This is a genomic window from Lamprobacter modestohalophilus (assembly GCF_016583905.1).
GTDB lineage: Bacteria > Pseudomonadota > Gammaproteobacteria > Chromatiales > Chromatiaceae > Lamprobacter > Lamprobacter modestohalophilus.
The window spans coordinates 50,966-67,314 of the sequence record NZ_NRRY01000014.1 but is presented as its reverse complement, the minus strand read 5'-3'; the positions used below and the strand labels follow the sequence as shown (position 1 = coordinate 67,314).

General features: G+C 59.1%; 16 protein-coding genes. 10 read left to right on the top strand and 6 right to left on the bottom strand.

Going from position 1 to position 16,349, the window contains the following annotated elements:
• The first annotated feature begins 12 nt into the window (after positions 1 to 12).
• Together gmhB and CKO42_RS10445 are read left to right on the top strand one after the other, a co-directional pair.
• Complete coding sequence (gmhB, locus tag CKO42_RS10450) at positions 13 to 570, top strand: D-glycero-beta-D-manno-heptose 1,7-bisphosphate 7-phosphatase (RefSeq protein WP_200243308.1); 558 nt, start codon at positions 13 to 15, stop codon at positions 568 to 570.
• Between the two features lie 21 nt (positions 571 to 591).
• The gene (locus tag CKO42_RS10445; RefSeq protein WP_200243306.1) at positions 592 to 1,377 is read left to right on the top strand and encodes a lysophospholipid acyltransferase family protein; all 786 of its coding nucleotides are present in this window, start codon (positions 592 to 594) and stop codon (positions 1,375 to 1,377) included.
• Here CKO42_RS10445 and gyrB read toward each other — a convergent pair.
• From gyrB to dnaA, 4 genes are all read right to left on the bottom strand, one after another.
• Complete coding sequence (gene gyrB, locus CKO42_RS10440) at positions 1,374 to 3,779, bottom strand: DNA topoisomerase (ATP-hydrolyzing) subunit B (RefSeq protein WP_200243304.1); 2,406 nt, start codon at positions 3,777 to 3,779, stop codon at positions 1,374 to 1,376. The genes CKO42_RS10445 and gyrB overlap by 4 nt on opposite strands.
• 475 nt (positions 3,780 to 4,254) lie before the next feature.
• Complete coding sequence (gene recF / locus CKO42_RS10435; RefSeq protein ID WP_200243302.1) at positions 4,255 to 5,313, bottom strand: DNA replication/repair protein RecF; 1,059 nt, start codon at positions 5,311 to 5,313, stop codon at positions 4,255 to 4,257.
• Positions 5,314 to 5,416: 103 nt separating this feature from the next.
• On the bottom strand, positions 5,417 to 6,538 hold the full coding sequence (gene dnaN, locus CKO42_RS10430) for a DNA polymerase III subunit beta (protein WP_200243291.1): 1,122 nt from the start codon (positions 6,536 to 6,538) through the stop codon (positions 5,417 to 5,419).
• A gap of 192 nt (positions 6,539 to 6,730) precedes the next feature.
• On the bottom strand, positions 6,731 to 8,071 hold the full coding sequence (dnaA, locus tag CKO42_RS10425; protein WP_200243289.1) for a chromosomal replication initiator protein DnaA: 1,341 nt from the start codon (positions 8,069 to 8,071) through the stop codon (positions 6,731 to 6,733).
• Between the two features lie 386 nt (positions 8,072 to 8,457).
• On the opposite strand from dnaA, the gene rpmH reads away from it, so the two are divergent.
• From rpmH to mnmE, 5 genes are all read left to right on the top strand, one after another.
• On the top strand, positions 8,458 to 8,592 hold the full coding sequence (rpmH, locus tag CKO42_RS27275; protein WP_200243277.1) for a 50S ribosomal protein L34: 135 nt from the start codon (positions 8,458 to 8,460) through the stop codon (positions 8,590 to 8,592).
• 50 nt (positions 8,593 to 8,642) lie between these two features.
• On the top strand, positions 8,643 to 9,017 hold the full coding sequence (rnpA, locus tag CKO42_RS10415) for a ribonuclease P protein component (protein WP_200243275.1): 375 nt from the start codon (positions 8,643 to 8,645) through the stop codon (positions 9,015 to 9,017).
• On the top strand, positions 9,014 to 9,289 hold the full coding sequence (gene yidD / locus CKO42_RS10410; RefSeq protein ID WP_200243273.1) for a membrane protein insertion efficiency factor YidD: 276 nt from the start codon (positions 9,014 to 9,016) through the stop codon (positions 9,287 to 9,289). The genes rnpA and yidD overlap by 4 nt, the downstream gene beginning before the upstream one ends.
• A 19-nt stretch (positions 9,290 to 9,308) precedes the next feature.
• A complete protein-coding gene (gene yidC / locus CKO42_RS10405) occupies positions 9,309 to 11,030 on the top strand; it encodes a membrane protein insertase YidC (protein WP_200243271.1) in 1,722 nt (573 codons plus the stop codon).
• A gap of 64 nt (positions 11,031 to 11,094) precedes the next feature.
• Positions 11,095 to 12,471, top strand: a complete 1,377-nt coding sequence (mnmE, locus tag CKO42_RS10400; protein ID WP_242479292.1) for a tRNA uridine-5-carboxymethylaminomethyl(34) synthesis GTPase MnmE — start codon at positions 11,095 to 11,097, stop codon at positions 12,469 to 12,471.
• A 62-nt stretch (positions 12,472 to 12,533) separates the two neighbouring features.
• On the opposite strand, the gene CKO42_RS10395 is transcribed toward mnmE, so the two are convergent.
• Positions 12,534 to 13,148 (bottom strand): tetratricopeptide repeat protein, encoded by a 615-nt coding sequence (locus tag CKO42_RS10395; protein ID WP_242479281.1) that lies wholly within the window; start codon positions 13,146 to 13,148, stop codon positions 12,534 to 12,536.
• 238 nt (positions 13,149 to 13,386) lie between these two features.
• Here CKO42_RS10395 and CKO42_RS10390 point away from each other — a divergent pair, with 238 nt between their 5' ends.
• Genes CKO42_RS10390 through trpC form a run of 3 tightly spaced genes read left to right on the top strand, consistent with a single transcriptional unit; the run spans position 13,387 to position 15,637 of the window.
• Positions 13,387 to 13,794 carry a DUF4332 domain-containing protein gene (locus tag CKO42_RS10390; RefSeq protein WP_200243267.1) on the top strand — a complete coding sequence of 136 codons (408 nt, stop codon included), beginning with the start codon at positions 13,387 to 13,389 and terminating at the stop codon, positions 13,792 to 13,794.
• 20 nt (positions 13,795 to 13,814) lie between these two features.
• The gene (gene trpD, locus CKO42_RS10385) at positions 13,815 to 14,834 is read left to right on the top strand and encodes an anthranilate phosphoribosyltransferase (protein ID WP_200243399.1); all 1,020 of its coding nucleotides are present in this window, start codon (positions 13,815 to 13,817) and stop codon (positions 14,832 to 14,834) included.
• On the top strand, positions 14,831 to 15,637 hold the full coding sequence (gene trpC / locus CKO42_RS10380; RefSeq protein ID WP_200243265.1) for an indole-3-glycerol phosphate synthase TrpC: 807 nt from the start codon (positions 14,831 to 14,833) through the stop codon (positions 15,635 to 15,637). Before trpD ends, trpC begins: the two co-directional genes overlap by 4 nt.
• Before the next feature lie 10 nt (positions 15,638 to 15,647).
• On the opposite strand, the gene crp is transcribed toward trpC, so the two are convergent.
• Positions 15,648 to 16,295, bottom strand: coding sequence for a cAMP-activated global transcriptional regulator CRP (gene crp / locus CKO42_RS10375; protein ID WP_200243263.1), 648 nt, complete (start codon positions 16,293 to 16,295; stop codon positions 15,648 to 15,650).
• Positions 16,296 to 16,349 lie beyond the last annotated feature (54 nt).

The window sequence follows — 16,349 nt, the reverse complement described above, 5'->3', positions numbered from 1 at the left end:
AGAGGCGCCACTATGAAACTCGTCATCTTGGATCGCGATGGGGTGATCAACTACGACTCAGAGGACTACATCAAGTCCGCCGACGAATGGTACCCCATCCCCGGGAGCCTGGAGGCGATCGCGCGACTCAACAACGCTGGCATCAGCGTTGCGGTCGCCACCAATCAGTCGGCCGTCGCGCGCGGACTCTGTGATTTGGACGACATCAACGCCATCCATCAGGCGCTGCGCACGCGCTTGAGTGCCGTCGGCGGCCGCGTCGAGGTCATCGCCTTTTGTCACCACGGCCCCAGCAATGGCTGCGACTGCCGCAAGCCGTTGCCGGGACTCTTGCGTGAGATCCGCCGTCGAACCGGCTTTCCGCTCAGCGGCACGCCGATGGTCGGCGATTCGCGGCGGGATCTCGAGGCCGCACTCGGTGTGGGGGCGCAGCCAATCCTGGTGCGCACCGGCAATGGCGAGAAAACGGAGCGACTGCTCCCGCCGCCGCTGGCTGAAGTGCCGGTGTTCGATGATCTAGCCGCGGCTGTTGATGCGCTGCTCGAGGGCGCGCTACTCGAGCGCGCTTAGTGGCCCATGGCTGGCTTGTCCATGTCTGGGTGGCGAACCTCCGCGCTGGACACTGCGCGAGCCCTCAGTTTTGCGGCCTTTCTCTGGCTAAGCGCGGTGATCTACAGCACGCTGCTGCTGATTCTGTTTCCAGTTCTACCAAGACAGCATCTGCAGCGTCTGGTTCTGCAATGGGAGCATGCTGTGCTCTGGGCTCTGCGGATGCTGTGCGGGCTTAGCTATCGCGTAACAGGGTTGGAACATCTGCAGTCTGGCCAAGGCCAAGGCCAAGGCCAGGGTCGGATCATTTTCAGCAATCACCAGTCCGCCTGGGAAACCATTGCGCTCGGCCCCTTGTTACCGACCCCACAAACCTGGGTGACGAAACGCGAGCTGTTACTCATCCCGTTTTTTGGCTGGGCGCTTGCGCTCTTTCGGCCGATTGCAATTGATCGCTCGGCAGGCCGTCAGGCGATGAAACAGTTGCTTTCAGTCGGAGCAGAGCGGCTAGCGCGCGGTCACTCGGTCGTGATCTTTCCAGAAGGCACGCGCGTTGCGCCAGGAAAGCTAAAGCGTTTTGGGATCGGTGGCGCCATGCTGGCGGCCCGCACTGGCGTGCCGGTGGTGCCAATCGCACATAACGCGGGCTGTTTCTGGGGCCGCAACCAATTGCGCAAGCGCCCCGGAATGATCGATGTGGTGATCGGACCGCCGATCGCGACCAAGGGGCTGAGTGCAAGCGCCATCAATGCGTTGGCTGAAGACTGGATCAGCACTGCTGCAACAGCGCTGATCCAGAATGCTGACTGTCCGCCAGCGTCTGATTAGACGTCGATATTGGCAGCATCGAGCGCATGCAGCTCGATGAATTCTCGCCGCGGTTCGACATGCTCACCCATCAGGGTGGTGAAGATTTGATCCGCGCTCACCGCATCTTCGATGGTGACGCGAAGCAGGCGACGGCAATCGGGGTCCATGGTGGTCTCCCATAACTGACCTGGGTTCATCTCTCCAAGACCCTTGTAGCGCTGAATGTGGTAGCCGCGCCGTCCTTCAGCAAGCAGCCAATCAAAGGCCTCCCCAAACGTTCTCACTTCGCGGTGACGCTCACCACGCACAACGCGCGCTCCGGGCTTCAGTAGACCTTCGAGCTTCTCGGCAAGCGTTGCGATGCGGCGGTAGTCTGCAGAATCGAAGAAGTCGAGCGCCACTTCTCGGGTCTCTGGAATACCATGCACGAGGCGAATGATCGAGAGGCCGATCGGCTTTTCGCTGTCTGATTGGATCAGCCTGATGCGATAGTCGATGGCTGGACCCGCTTGCGCTCGAAGCAACTGCTCCAGCTGGTCTGCCCAGGCAGCAAGGCGTTCGGCATCCGTGCGGACCTCTACGGACAGGCGAGGCATGCTCAGGAGTTCAGTCAGGAAATTGAGATCGTAACGCGTGGCCATTCTCAGGAGCATCGCGCGGAAGACCTGATAGTCGCTCATCAAGGCCTCAAACCCGATATCGCTGATCGGCGGGGCCTCTGGTTCAACATAGAGCGCGGCGTTATCGATCGCGGTTCGAAGCAGCGATGCACTCATTTCCGCATCGTCGAGGAGATAGTCTTCCTGCTTGCCGCGCTTGACCTTGTACAGCGGTGGCTGGGCGATGTAAACGTAGCCGCGATCGATCAGCTCCGGCATCTGCCGATAGAAGAAGGTCAGCAGGAGCGTTCGGATATGGGCGCCATCGACATCGGCATCGGTCATGATGATGATGCGATGGTAACGGAGCTTGTCCGGATTATATTCCTCGCGACCGATGCCACAGCCGAGCGCCGTGATCAAGGTTCCGACCTCCGCCGAGGACAGCATCTTGTCAAAGCGGGCCTTTTCGACGTTGAGGATCTTGCCCTTCAGCGGCAGGATCGCTTGGAAGGCGCGGTCTCGACCCTGCTTCGCTGAGCCGCCGGCTGAGTCACCCTCGACGATAAAGAGCTCGGAGCGCGAGGGGTCCTTCTCCTGGCAGTCCGCCAATTTTCCAGGTAGGCCGGCAATGTCGAGCACGCCCTTGCGACGCGTCATGTCACGCGCCTTGCGCGCAGCCTCCCGCGCCCGCGCAGCATCCAGCATCTTATTGGCGATGATCTTTGCTTCGGACGGGTTCTCTTCGAGAAACATATCCAAGTACTGGCTCAGCAAGGCCTCGACCACCGGCTTGACATCCGAAGAAACCAGCTTGTCCTTGGTTTGCGAAGAGAACTTCGGGTCAGGCACCTTGACGGAGACAACCGCGGTTAATCCCTCACGCGCATCGTCACCGACGGGCCGAGTCTTCTGATTTTTGTCGAGCTGCTGCCGTTCGATGTACTGATTGAGCGTCCGGGTGAGCCCCGCACGAAACCCGGCGAGGTGTGTGCCACCATCGCGCTGCGGGATGTTATTGGTGTAGCAGAAGATGTTTTCTTGGTAGGCATCGTTCCACTGCAAGGCGACCTCGGTGACGATCTCACTGCGCTCGGCGGTGAAATAGAAGACGCTTGGATGGATCGGCGATTTGTTCTGGTTGAGATGTTCGATGAAGGCGCGAATACCGCCCTGATACTCGAAGACATTTTCGCGATCGGTGCGCTCGTCCTTCAGCCGAATGCGCACCCCGGAGTTCAGGAAGGACAGCTCTCGCAAGCGTTTGGCGAGTATTTCGAAGTGAAACTCGAGATCGGTGAAAATGGTTGGCGAGGGCTTGAAATAGACCTCGGTCCCGGTGGCATCGGAGGGGCCGCATTCACGCAGCGGGTAGGAGGGCACGCCAAGCTCGAACTCTTGTTCATAGGCCATGCCGTCGCGCCGGATACGCAGGCGCAAATACTCCGAGAGGGCATTGACGACCGAGACGCCGACCCCGTGCAGACCACCGGATACCTTGTAAGAGTTGTCGTCGAACTTACCGCCAGCATGGAGCACGGTCATGATGACCTCGGCGGCGGAACGATTCTCTTCGGGATGGATGTCGACAGGGATGCCGCGGCCGTTGTCGATGACCGAGACAGCGCCATCAGCGTGCACGGTGACCAGGATTTCGTTGCAATGACCAGCAAGCGCTTCGTCGATCGCATTGTCGACGACCTCGAAGACCATGTGGTGGAGCCCTGTCCCATCATCGGTATCGCCGATGTACATTCCGGGCCGCTTGCGGACAGCGTCAAGGCCTCGAAGAACCTTGATACTTGAGGAATCGTAGCTCATACGCTGGGGAGATCTGTAGTGGTAGACAAGACGTGCCAAGCCAGATGAGGCAGGCAGGCAATCGACGCCATCGGGCGGGAAGTCTCAGAAAAGGGCAGTCTGTGAGGGCGCTAGCGCGCCTGCGACAATTGCGGCTGGACTCATCGATCGGTGGCGTCAAGCCTAGGTTAGCGACAGCTGGCGATGACGCCACTGTGGCAAAAGGCTAGAACCCATTGATTATACATGGCTGACGCCTGCTTTGGGCTGGGCAATCGGTCGGCAGTATATGGCCGAGTGTTCCACGTGGAACATGCACGGGCGCCGCAGTTAGTCAGATTGCGTTCAACATGAGTGAGGGCTTCAACTCCACCACGGATGTTCCACGTGGAACATCCTTCCGGAGATCAGTTTGTCCAGAGCTCGCCATGCGCTTGAAGCAGACCGATAACCGTAGGGGGTTTGCAGTGGCGGCTTTCACCACAACGGCGCCAAATCAGCCGGTTGCACGCAGCAGGTCTCCATGTTCCACGTGGAACACCGCATCATCCGCAGTGCGACAACTGGCCAGTAACTCCTTGCCTGGTAATGCGGTATAGAACACTTGAGAACCATTCCTTCTTAATAGCCCCACCACTCGCTGGCTCCACTCTGGAGACAGCTCGGCGTCAAGATCGTCAACCAACCACAATGCACCAACCCCATTTTCGCCCGACACCAACTGCTCAGCTGCAAGTTGCAAGACGCACCCAAGGACCTTCGACTGGCCGCGGGAGCCAACCCACTTATTGCCATCGAGCCGCAGGGAAAAGTCGTCACGCGAGATCCCTAGATAGGTGAAGCCACGCTCTTGATCCGCTGGGCGCATCTCTGCCAACCTGGACACCAGTTCGTCTTGCCCTGCGATGACGCCGTCCCAGCACGCCTCGATCTCCCTGAACCAATCCTCCTCGGCATTCAGAGCACGAAATCCTTCCGCGAATGCCTCAAAGAACCTCGCCCGAAGTCGTGAGATCTCGCTGAGCGCGACAGCATAAGGTTCATCCCAAACAGCCTGACCCCGCGCACCAGCCCGAAGCCAAGCGTTACGTTGCGACGCAACTCGCCGAAAGCGAGAAAATAAGCCGCCTGCTGACCGATCCCACAGCATGAGATTCCAATCGATGAAACGCCGTCGCAATGATGGCTCACCCTCAACGAGTGCATGTGTCCACTCGCAGATCAGCCGGACTGGCAACTTGGTCTCAGCACCCTGGGCCGGATCTCGCGTAACCTCCCCGCGAGCACTCGCCCAACTGATTCTTGCATCTCCGAGCGACGCCTCGAGCCAGCCCTCGATCCGCGCCGAAGTCTCACCCCGCTCGATCAAGCTTCCGAATCGGCGTCCGCGAAAGCTCCGACCTCGGCTCAAGCAGTAGATCGACTCGAGTAGAGCCGTCTTCCCAGCCGCATTAGCACCAACAATCCAGGTAGCACCCGAGCGAAAATCAACGTCGACGTCCCGCAGATTCCTAAACCGCTGCACCCGGATTCGTTTTAACGTTGCGTTAAACAACCATCACCTTAACCATACCATCACGCTCCCACCTCGCCACCCACAGATCAATCCAAAAACGAGGCAAGGAGAACAACCAATAAGGCAACCGTCACCACAGAGGCTAGAGCCGCATCGGCATGATGACGAACACCTCATCCTCAGCCCCAACCCCTTGCCAGACGGCACTGTTCTCAGCATTCTTGAAGCGTACTTCGACAGTGGACGCATCGACCGCTGAGAGGACATCAAGCACATAAGCGACGTTGAACCCGACTGAGACCGACTCACCGTTGTACTCGATCTCAATCTCGTCTTCCGCCTGCTCCTTCTCCGGGTTCTGGGTCTGAAGCAACAGCCGCCCGGTCTCGAAGGTCACGCGCACGCCTTTATACTTCTCATTCGACAGGATGGCTGTTCGCTGCAGGGCAGCCCTCAAACGATCCCGATCGATGCTCGCAACCCGCTCCAGATCTGCCGGGATGACACGGTTGTAGTCTGGATACTGACCCTCGACCAATTTCGAGACGACTTGTGTCTTACCCAGGTCAACTTTGAGCGCCCGCTCAGATAACTCAACCCGCACTCGGTCTGGAGCCGAGCCAAGAAGACGCTTGAGCTCAAGCACCGTCTTTGCCGGAACAATGACCTGCCGCGGCTCCGTCGCCAACCCTGAATCGTCTGGATTGGCGTCGTCTAGCGTCGCAACAACCTTTGCCAGCCGATGCCCATCAGTGGCAACGGCAACCGCGCGATCCGACGACAGCTCGAGTAGCACACCATTGAGGTAGTAGCGCACATCCTGCTGCGCCATCGCGAAGGACGTCTTATCCAGCAGTCGTTGCAGCACGTCGCGATCGACCTCGACCATCACCTCCGGAGCCGGGACTTCCATGGTTGGGAAATCAGCCGCTGGCAAGGTGCTCAGTGTGAACCGACTGCGACCAGACACCACCGTGCCGCGTTCACTCTGTACCTTGATCAGTGCCTGCGTACCATCTGGAAGCGATCGCGCTATGTCAGTGAGCTTACGCGCGGGGAGTGTCGCTGTACCTGCCTCCTCGACCTCACACACAGCCGTGCTCGTGATCTCGATCTCGAGATCCGTCCCTTTCAATCGCAACAGTCCGTCATCGGCACTAAGCAACAAATTGCCAAGGATCGGCAAGGTTTGCCGACGCTCAACAACACCGCCCACAACCGACAACGCGGGAAGCAACACTGACCGATCGACCGAAATCTTCATGCGTTATTACTCTTATCTTTAAATATCTTGAATATTGTAGTAATAGGCTTAGTGGATAACCCTGCAAGGAGTCAAAAGCCTTTTATAAACAGACGTATGGCTGACCTCAAAGCTGTTCGAGGCAACCTCGCCTAACTGTGAGTGACCTGTGGACAGACTCGGCTCAAAAACCAGCACACAGCTTACCCACAGTTAGTTCTGCAGGGTTCTCAACAGGATCTTGTAGTCTTCCTCGATCATGGTGTCGCCTGCGCGCAGCTCAGCGATCTTGCGTGCTGCATGGATCACCGTGCTGTGGTCGCGTCCACCGAAGGCCTTGCCGATCTCGGGCAGGCTATGCTTGGTGAGCTCTTTGGCCAACGTCATCGCGACCTGCCTGGGGCGAGCGACCGAGCGAGATCGGCTGGATGACAGTAGATCGCTGACGCGTATCTTGTAGTGGGAGGCTACCGCCTTCTGAATATTCTCGATCGAGACCTGTTTGTCTTGCGCGACCAGCATGTCGCGTAACGCATCTTTAGCGAACTCGACCGTAACCGGCACCCCAAGGAATCGCGAGTTGGCTGCCAGCCGACGCAATGCGCCCTCAAGCTCACGGATGTTAGAGCGCACGCGTTTAGCGACGAAAAACGCAACGTCCTCCGGCAGGTCGGCTCCGATGAATGTGGCCTTGCTGTTCAGGATCGCGACTCGGGTCTCAAGGTCTGGTGGCTCAATCGCCACCGTCAGCCCCCAGCCGAAGCGCGAGCGCAACCGCTCCTCAAGCCCACTGACCTCCTTCGGAAAGCGATCGCTCGACAGCACGATCTGCTGCTGCGCCTCGAACAGGGCGTTGAAGGTATGAAAAAACTCCTCCTGCGAGCGGTCCTTGCCAGCAAAGAACTGAACGTCGTCGATCAGGAGGACATTGACGCGACGATAGAGTCGCTTGAACTTGTCGATCTCGTTGTGCTGAAGCGCCCGAATCATGTCCGAGACGAATCGCTCGGAGTGTACGTAGACCACTCGAGACGAGGGATTGGCCTCGAGGATGGCGTTCCCGATGGCATGCATCAGATGGGTCTTGCCTAAGCCGACGCCGCCATAGACGAAAAGCGGGTTGTAGGCGGTGCCGGGGTTTTGCCCGATCTGGATCGACGCAGCACGGGCGATCTGGTTCGACTTACCCTCAACAAAGGTGTCGAAGTTAAATGCTCGGTTCAGGCAGGCTTCCGCGCGCCGTTGCTCCAGGACGAGATTGTCGGCCGCCTCGTTGCTGCTCAGCACAGCCGATGCACCGTTCTCCTGCTTACGCAGGGCCCCGATCTCGAAGCTCACTTGCTTGACCCGGCCCTCGCTGACACCCCGGCAGAGCGAAGCAATCTGCGTCTCGTAATGCTGCTTGACCCAGTCTTTGACGAAGCGGTTGGGTGCGAAGAGCCTTAGGCGTTCGCCCTCCTCGCTGGCCTGTAACGGCATGATCCAGGTATTGAATTCAGAGTCAGTGAGATCCTGCCTGAGCAGGCTCGTACACTGGTCCCAGAGCTTCGGCATCGCCGATCCCCTCGTAAGTACGTTTCTAGTTGAGCAGCTGATATCGCAGCCACTGCGATCCGCCAGTCTAGACCCCTGATGACGACTTATCCACAGCCCGACTCGCGAACAAGACTGTGCAATGATCTCAGCGAAGACGTTGACCCGAGTCCACCCTCGTTCTAATATGGGCGGTCATGCTCTGCGGGTTCGCTTGGATTGCCTAGCGCTCGCGGCACAAGTAGCCCCGGCATCCTCAACCTTATATAAGGTGGACCGATCGGTCAGACTCAGCGCTTAGCGTTGCCTGGTCTGTCAATCGGTGAGCGCCGACGCAAACGGCTGACCATCATCGTTCGACCTTATAGCTGCGTACAGCTGCAGGTCACATCCGTGGAGACTTCTTCGTGAAACAGACCTTTAAACCCAGTCGTTTGAAGCGAGCGCGGACGCACGGCTTCCGAGCGCGCAATGCCACCCGTAATGGCCGCAAAGTGTTGCAGGCGCGGCGCGCGAAAGGCCGGGCGCGGTTGACCCCTTAGTCTTGTTGGCCTGTCAACCGCGAGACAGCACAGACGATGCAACTGTTGCCGTGCCCAGTGGACGAGCTTCAGGGCTTGGTTTCCCGCATGCGGTTCGATTGCGCACGTCACGTCATTTTGACTGGGTGTTTGCTGAGCCGCGCCGTTCAAGTGATCTGTACTTCACGGTGTTGGGCCGCAGGCCGCCTGGTTGTGAAATGGCTCAGACTGCACGGCTCGGTCTCGCCATTGCCAAACGCTGTGCTCCGCGGGCAGTTGCTCGCAATCGGATCAAGCGCGTGATTCGTGAAAGCTTCCGTCATGCTCGAGGCTCGCTGGAGTTCGCTGACTTCGTCGTGCTCTGCCGCCGTGCTGCTGTCGATGCGGACAACGCGACGCTGAACGCTTCACTCGCCAAGCACTGGAAGCGCTTTCAGCGGCGATGATCGTTAATCGACTAGTACGCGGCTCGATTCGGGCCTATCAATTGTTCTTGAGTCCGTTGATCGGCAATCACTGTCGCTTCTACCCAACTTGCTCGCAATATGCGATCGAGGCCGTTGAGCAGCACGGCGTGATGCGCGGCGTTTGGCTTGGGATTCGACGCTTGCTCAGATGCCACCCTTGGCATCCGGGAGGCGTTGATCCGGTTCCGCCTGCAAACAAGTCGGCCGTGCAAGACGCGCAGTCTGCTCCTCCTACACCCACTAACCGCTAGCGCAAGTCGACTCCCCCTCATGGAAAACATGCGCCTGATCTTGATCTTGGCTCTCGCCTTCGTCCTGTTTCTGATCTATCAGGCCTGGGTCGAGGACTACAGTACGCCACCCATTGCGTCGACTGAAACGGAGACCTTCGCGGGCAGTTCCGCCGCTGAGCGGGCTAATGGAGGCTCGCCGGCCGATGCGCCGGATGCACCCGCTGTCGGCGCGCCAACGGTGAATGCAGTACCGGGAGCATTCGCCGCCGACCAGGAGGCTGAATCCGCGCTTGCTGCAGGGCCCATCGTTGTCGAGACGGATGTGCTCCGCGCTGAGATCTCGCCACAGGGCGGAACCATTCAGGCGCTGTACCTGTTGGACTATAAGCAGAACGCGGATGACCCAAGCAAGCCCTTTCAGCTGCTGAAAGCGACAACCCCAAACCTCTTTATTGTCCAGTCTGGGCTGCTTGGTGGACCGGATAACGATCTACCGACCCATGAGGCGGTGTTCACGCCAGCACAGCAGCGCTACAGTTTGACCGAAGGTGACAACGAACTGTTGGTCGAGTTGTTCTGGCAGAACGACGCTGGCATTCAAGTGGTGAAGCGCTATCGCTTCGAGCGTAGCCGCTTCTTGGTGCATGCCAGCCAAGAGATCATCAACAGTACTGATGCGCCGATTGCGGTACGCGACTACGAGCAGCTGCAGCGCACTGAGCTCTACGATCCCGCCAAGTCGAGCTTTATCCATACCTACACCGGTGGCGTCTACTACGGCCCTGAGGTCAAGTATAAGAAGGAATCCTTCGCCGACATGTCGAAGCGGCCGCTGGATTTGACCATCACCGATGGTTGGGTGGCGATGATCCAGCATTACTTCATGGCGGCCTGGATACCGCCAACGGGTATCGAAGAAACCTTTTACACCAAGGCCATCGACGGCGATAGTCGCTACATCATCGGCACCTATTCGCCCGCGATCACCATCCCTGCCGGTGCCAGCCATACCTTTGAGAGCCAGCTGTTCGCCGGCCCGAAGTTGCAGGATCGGCTTGCTGAGATCGCGCCCGGCCTCGAGCTGGCCGTCGACTATGGCTGGCTCACCATCCTCGCCGAGCCGATCTTCTGGCTACTCAACGCCATTCACTCGGTGGTAGGTAACTGGGGTTGGGCGATCATCATCTTGACCATCCTGATCAAGGCGGCGTTCTACAAGCTGTCTGAGACCAGTTATAAGTCGATGGCCAATATGCGCAAGATGACGCCGCGCATTCAGGCGCTTAAGGATCGCTATGGGGACGATAAGGAGAAGCTGAACCAGGCGTTCATGGAGCTGTACAAGAAGGAGAAGATCAATCCGCTCGGCGGTTGTTTGCCGATCTTGGTACAGATCCCGGTCTTCATCGCGCTCTACTGGGTACTGCTCGAGAGTGTCGAGCTGCGTCACGCTCCCTTCATCCTCTGGCTCGATAATCTCACCGAGCCTGATCCGTTGTATATCCTGCCGCTGATCATGGGCGTCTCCATGTTCGTGCAGCAGAAGCTCAATCCGCCACCGCCAGATCCGATGCAGGCGAAGATCTTCATGGCCTTGCCGTTTGTATTCACGGTATTCTTCGCCTTTTTCCCGTCCGGTTTGGTGCTGTACTGGGTGACCAATAACCTGCTCTCGATCTCCCAGCAGTGGTACATCACTCGGAAGGTTGAGCAGGCCGCCAGCCAGGGCGGGGGTCACAGTTCGAAGAAGTCGAAGTGATTTTCGGCGAAGGCTCGGGATGCCAGGATCGGACAGAGCGCCCTCGTCATTAGCGGGCAAGCCACTGGCATCCAGTGCACCTGACACGATCGCGGCGGTGGCTACTGCTCCGGGCGTCGGAGCCATTGGTATTCTGCGCATCTCAGGACCTGCTGCCGGGCGCATCGCCGAGCATCTGATCGGATCTGTGCCGCAGCCGCGCCTGGCAACACTTCGTCGCTTCGTCGATGCACAAGGCGAAGCGATCGATCAAGGTGTGGCACTCTGGTTCCCCGCGCCCCACTCGTTCACCGGTGAGAATCTGCTCGAGCTGCAGGGCCATGGTGGGCCGATCGTGCTCGATCTCCTCCTCGCACGCGCGCTCGACTTGGGCGCACGCCCAGCACGGCCAGGTGAGTTCAGCGAGCGCGCGTTTCTTAATGGGAAGCTGGATCTTGCGCAGGCGGAGGCGATCGCCGACCTGATTCAGGCCGGTACCGCGACTCAAGTTCGGCTAGCGACGCGGAGCCTCCAAGGAGTGTTCTCCCGTCGGGTTAACGCCCTCGTCGAGCAACTGACCCGACTGCGCGCACTGATTGAGGCTGCCCTCGATTTCCCAGACGACGAGCTCGATGCGCTACCGATCGCCGACACCGATTTCGCCACCTTGATCGCTGCCACTGAGACCTTGCGGGCAAGCTCGCAACAAGGTGAGTTGATCCGCGATGGCCTCCTCGTGGTGATTGCCGGCGCGCCCAATGCCGGAAAATCGAGCTTGCTCAATGCGCTCGCCGGTACTGACGCAGCAATCGTCACCGAGATACCCGGTACCACCCGCGATCTGCTGCGCGCTGAAATCCAGATCGACGGCCTCCCGATTCGGTTGGTGGATACCGCCGGGCTGCGGCCGTCGACTGATCTGGTAGAGCAAGAAGGGATTCGTCGCGCGCGCGTCCAGATTCAGCAGGCGGATCACCTTCTGCTGATCATTGACGACCAGGCGCAACGCCCAGACAGCTCCGTGCAAGCCCACCTCGCCGAGCTTGAATTGGACCCAGGGGTCCCGGTGACTATCCTCCGTAACAAGATCGATCGCAGCGGCAGGCCGACCGGCAAGGCGATAACGCCTGAAGGCCATACCGAGCTGGCCTGCTCAGCCAAAACCGGCGCTGGCCTCGATGATCTCCGCTCCCATCTCAAGACCATTGCCGGCTACCGCGGAGCTGATGCCGGCGAATTCTCTGCGCGGCGCCGGCATGTTGAGGCGTTGCGGCAGGGCTTAAAGCATCTCAAACAGGCTCAACAGGCCTGGGCTGAGCAGAGTGGGCACAGGTGTCCTGGACCGGAACTGATCGCTGAGGATCTGCGGCTTGCCCAGTACGCATTGGGCGAGATCACCGGTGAGATCAGCTCCGACGATCTGCTTGGTCGCATCTTTAGTGAGTTCTGTATCGGGAAATGACGCCGATATCAACGGAAGAGACCACTAGGGCAAGAACGAGAGGAGGTCTGGCTGAAATCGTTTTAGGGCTTAGTCTCTGCTGCATCCATCAACCCAAGCAGGCGGGTGGCTTCGTCAGCAATATCGGTATCAGGGTCAAGGGCCAGCGCACGTTGCAGTGCATCGCGTGCCAGAGCAGGTTCACCGTTTTGTAAAGCAACGAACCCGAGGCTCAGCCAGATGCGTTGGAAATCCGGCGCCAACTCGGTACCCTGTTTTAAGGTGCTGATCGCATCCTGCGCACGGCCGACATAATGCAATGCAAGCCCGAGGTCGTTGTGGGTTTCGGCATCCTCTGGCTGCAGCTCGAGGACCCGCTGGTAGATCGGGATGGCTTCAACGAACCGCCGCGCGGCAAACAGACGATCCGCTGCATGGCCCAAAGCATCCGTGTCGGTGGAGCTGATATCGATCTGAGCCTGAGCGTCCTCTGGCTCCCCACTCAACGCCTGTCGCATTCGCTCGCCGAGGGCGCTGTTTTGGTCGTTAGGCGCCTGCTGGGAGTTCTGAGGATTTGGCAAACTGCGCGGTGGGTGCCGCAGGTAGTAGTCTCGGGTGAGCGCAAAGACCGAAAATCCATAGAAAAAGAATACAACGAAGAGGATTATCCATTGCAGCGCGGTTAGTCTGGGCAGCATCGGTTTTGCGTCGGTGATCAAGTCTCGGTATGCGGATGCTGCGAAGCTTCGGCCGTGCTGTCAACCCGCGTGTGGGCCTCGAATGGTTTATCCTAGCCCGCTGTCGGCTCTAACGCTCATATGGCGCGGCACAACCCCGGACAATGAATCGCGTGAGATTCACGTTAACGGACATAGCGCATCTCCACCCCGGATGATGAGGCGCTTGTTTCACGGTAACTGAGGAGACCCAGCAGCGATGACAACACCATTGAAAGACCTCCGTGGTGCGACGACGAGCTTGATCGAGACCTTAGCAGCAGAGGGCGTAATCGATAATGACTCTTTCGTCGCCGCAGCCGCCACGCCGAGCCAGCGCAAGCAACTGGCCGAGCGCTGCAGCAGCGATGTTTCAACCATCCTAGAGCTGGCGAACCGGGCCGATCTGGCGCGGGTTAAGGGCGTGTCAGGCGTGTATTCAGACCTTCTCGAGAACGCCGGTGTCGACACAGTCAAGGAGCTCGCAACGCGTAAGCCCGAGAATCTGCATGCCAAACTGCTCGAGACCAACGCAGCGATGCAGCTGTGCCAACGCCCGCCGACGGTCGCTCAGGTGGACGCTTGGGTTGATCAAGCAAAGTCACTGCCGAAGCTCTTGACCTACTGATGACCAGCGTCAATACAGCGATGGATATCAAGTCTGCAATCGCGCAGGTGGTTGATGGGCACGACCTCGATGGCGAGACCATGACCGTGGCGATGGATGCCATCATGACTGGCCAGGCGACCCCAGCCCAGGTGGCCGGCTTGCTGGTCGCCTTGCGCCTAAAAGGTGAGACCGTCACCGAGATTGCCGCCGCCGCCGCCGTGATGCGAAAGCTGGCGAGCGGCGTTGACCTTGGCGCGCTTGAACATACGGTCGACATCGTCGGCACCGGTGGCGACGCCTCGAGCACCTTCAATGTGTCCACGACCAGCATTTTCGTTGCCGCAGCGGCGGGCTGTCATGTTGCCAAGCATGGCAACCGCTCAGTGTCCTCGAAATCCGGTGCCGCCGATGTCCTAGAGGCCGCGGGGCTCCGCCTCGATCTCAGTCCTGAGCAGGTGGCACATTGCGTGCGAGAAGTCGGCGTGGGCTTTATGTTTGCACCGGCGCATCATGGCGCGATGAAACATGCGATCGGTCCACGCCGTGAGCTCGGTATCCGCACCCTCTTCAATATTCTCGGGCCGCTCACCAATCCAGCAGGTGTTCGTCATCAGGTCCTAGGTGTCTATTCACAAGACCTGCTGCTACCCTTAGCCGAGGTCTTACAGCGATTGGGCGCGACACATGTCTTGGTCGTGCATGCCCGGGATGGACTCGACGAGATCAGCATCGCAGAGCGCACCGATGTTGCTGAACTGAAGGACGGTGTGATCACTCGTTACAGTGTCGCACCTGAGGATTTTGGTCTTGAGCGAGCTTCGCTCGATGCGATTCGGGTTGAAGATCCGACGCAAAGCCTGAGCCTGCTGACGGCGGTGCTCGACAATCAGGCCGGCCCAGCACGCGATATCGTTGTCCTCAATGCGGGAGCTGCAATCTATGCGGCCGACGTTGTCGATAACTTTGCCGCTGGCATTGGGCTGGCTGACGAGGTCATCGCCAATGGTGTCGCGCGGGACCGATTCGATGCCCTGATCGCCTTGGCCAAGCTGCTATGACCGAGATTCCGGACATCCTCAAGCGCATTGTCACCCGTAAGCAAGTAGAGGTGGCTGAGCGCAAGCAGCGCATCTCGAGCCGCGCCCTCGAAATACGCGCGGCTGATGCACGCCCAACACGTGGCTTCGCCGATGCGTTGCACCGCCGTGCCGCCGCTGGCGCTGCGGCGGTGATCGCTGAGATCAAGCGCGCGAGCCCGAGCAAAGGGCTGATTCGGGAGGATTTCGATCCCGCCGAGATTGCGCGCTCCTATGTGCATGGCGGCGCGACTTGCCTGTCAGTGCTCACCGATCGCGACTTCTTTCAAGGTGACGACCAGCACCTCATCGAGGCGCGCGCGGCCTGCGCATTGCCAGTGATCCGAAAGGACTTCGTCATCGATCCGTATCAGGTGCTTGAGTCACGCGCGCTCGGCGCTGATTGCGTTCTGCTGATCGCGGCCTGTCTTGATGATCACGCCCTCAGCCGGCTGGCCAGGTTGGCGGGGGATCTCAGCCTCGATGTGCTGATTGAAGTCCATGACGCGGACGAGCTGGAGCGGGCGCTAGCCGTACCAAGCCGCTTGCTCGGCATCAACAACCGTGATCTGCGCAGCTTTGAGGTCGACCTACAAACCACCCTGAGCCTGAGACCTCGGGTGCCGCCAGACCGGCTCCTGATCACCGAGAGCGGCATCCAGACTCAAGAGGATGTGGCGTTGATGCGCGCAAACGCGGTTAATGCTTTCCTGGTTGGCGAGTCTTTGATGCGTAGTGATGATCCGGGACAGATGCTCGCCGCGCTCTTCGCCGGAAGCAGCTAATACAGACGCATCAGCGCGTACCGAACACGACGATGGTCTTTCCGGCGACACTGATGTGGCCCTTTTCTTCGAGGTTCTTCAACACCCGACCGGCCATCTCTCGCGAACAACCGACCATGCGGCCGAGGTCCTGACGGGTAATCTTGATCTGCATCCCATCGGGATGAGTCATGGCATCGGGCTGCTTGCACAGCTCTAGCAGGGCGCCAGCGATACGGCCTGTCACGTCGAGAAAGGCGAGGTCGCCGACCTGCCGGCTGGTTTGCTTGAGGCGCTGAGCGAGCTGGCCGCCGATTGCAAACATGAGCCCAAGCGCGTGCTCGCTCAGTTCTCGCTCCAGCAACTGTTGCATGCGCGCGTAGCTGATCTCGGCAATGGTGCAAGGCTCTCGCGTACGAACGATTACGCTGCGCGAGGTTAGCGATTGGAAAAGCCCCATCTCGCCGACGAATTCACCCTTGTTGATGTAAGCCAAGGTCAGCTCATGACGCTCATCGTCTTCGATTAGTGCTGTGACGGACCCATCGATCAGATAGTAGAGGCTCTCAGCCGGTTCGCCGCGGCGGATGAAGTCGATATGCTTGTCGTAGTGCTTGGTATGGCAGTGGATCAAGAACGGCTTGAGCCACGTAGGCTCTTGCGGCGGCTTACTCAGCATCGATTCAACTCTAACGTGGCGGTGGATTGCCTGAGTCTAGCAAGTCTTGGCCCA

Bases quoted from the DNA above. Each gene is read 5' to 3' on its own strand.
- gmhB (WP_200243308.1), top strand. From the start codon at position 13: ATGAAACTCGTCATCTTGGATCGCGATGGGGTGATCAACTACGACTCA.
- CKO42_RS10445 (WP_200243306.1), top strand. From the start codon at position 592: ATGTCTGGGTGGCGAACCTCCGCGCTGGACACTGCGCGAGCCCTCAGT.
- gyrB (WP_200243304.1), bottom strand. From the start codon at position 3,779: ATGAGCTACGATTCCTCAAGTATCAAGGTTCTTCGAGGCCTTGACGCT.
- dnaN (WP_200243291.1), bottom strand. From the start codon at position 6,538: ATGAAGATTTCGGTCGATCGGTCAGTGTTGCTTCCCGCGTTGTCGGTT.
- dnaA (WP_200243289.1), bottom strand. From the start codon at position 8,071: ATGCCGAAGCTCTGGGACCAGTGTACGAGCCTGCTCAGGCAGGATCTC.
- yidD (WP_200243273.1), top strand. From the start codon at position 9,014: ATGATCGTTAATCGACTAGTACGCGGCTCGATTCGGGCCTATCAATTG.
- yidC (WP_200243271.1), top strand. From the start codon at position 9,309: ATGGAAAACATGCGCCTGATCTTGATCTTGGCTCTCGCCTTCGTCCTG.
- CKO42_RS10395 (WP_242479281.1), bottom strand. From the start codon at position 13,148: ATGCTGCCCAGACTAACCGCGCTGCAATGGATAATCCTCTTCGTTGTA.
- CKO42_RS10390 (WP_200243267.1), top strand. From the start codon at position 13,387: ATGACAACACCATTGAAAGACCTCCGTGGTGCGACGACGAGCTTGATC.
- trpD (WP_200243399.1), top strand. From the start codon at position 13,815: ATGGATATCAAGTCTGCAATCGCGCAGGTGGTTGATGGGCACGACCTC.
- trpC (WP_200243265.1), top strand. From the start codon at position 14,831: ATGACCGAGATTCCGGACATCCTCAAGCGCATTGTCACCCGTAAGCAA.
- crp (WP_200243263.1), bottom strand. From the start codon at position 16,295: ATGCTGAGTAAGCCGCCGCAAGAGCCTACGTGGCTCAAGCCGTTCTTG.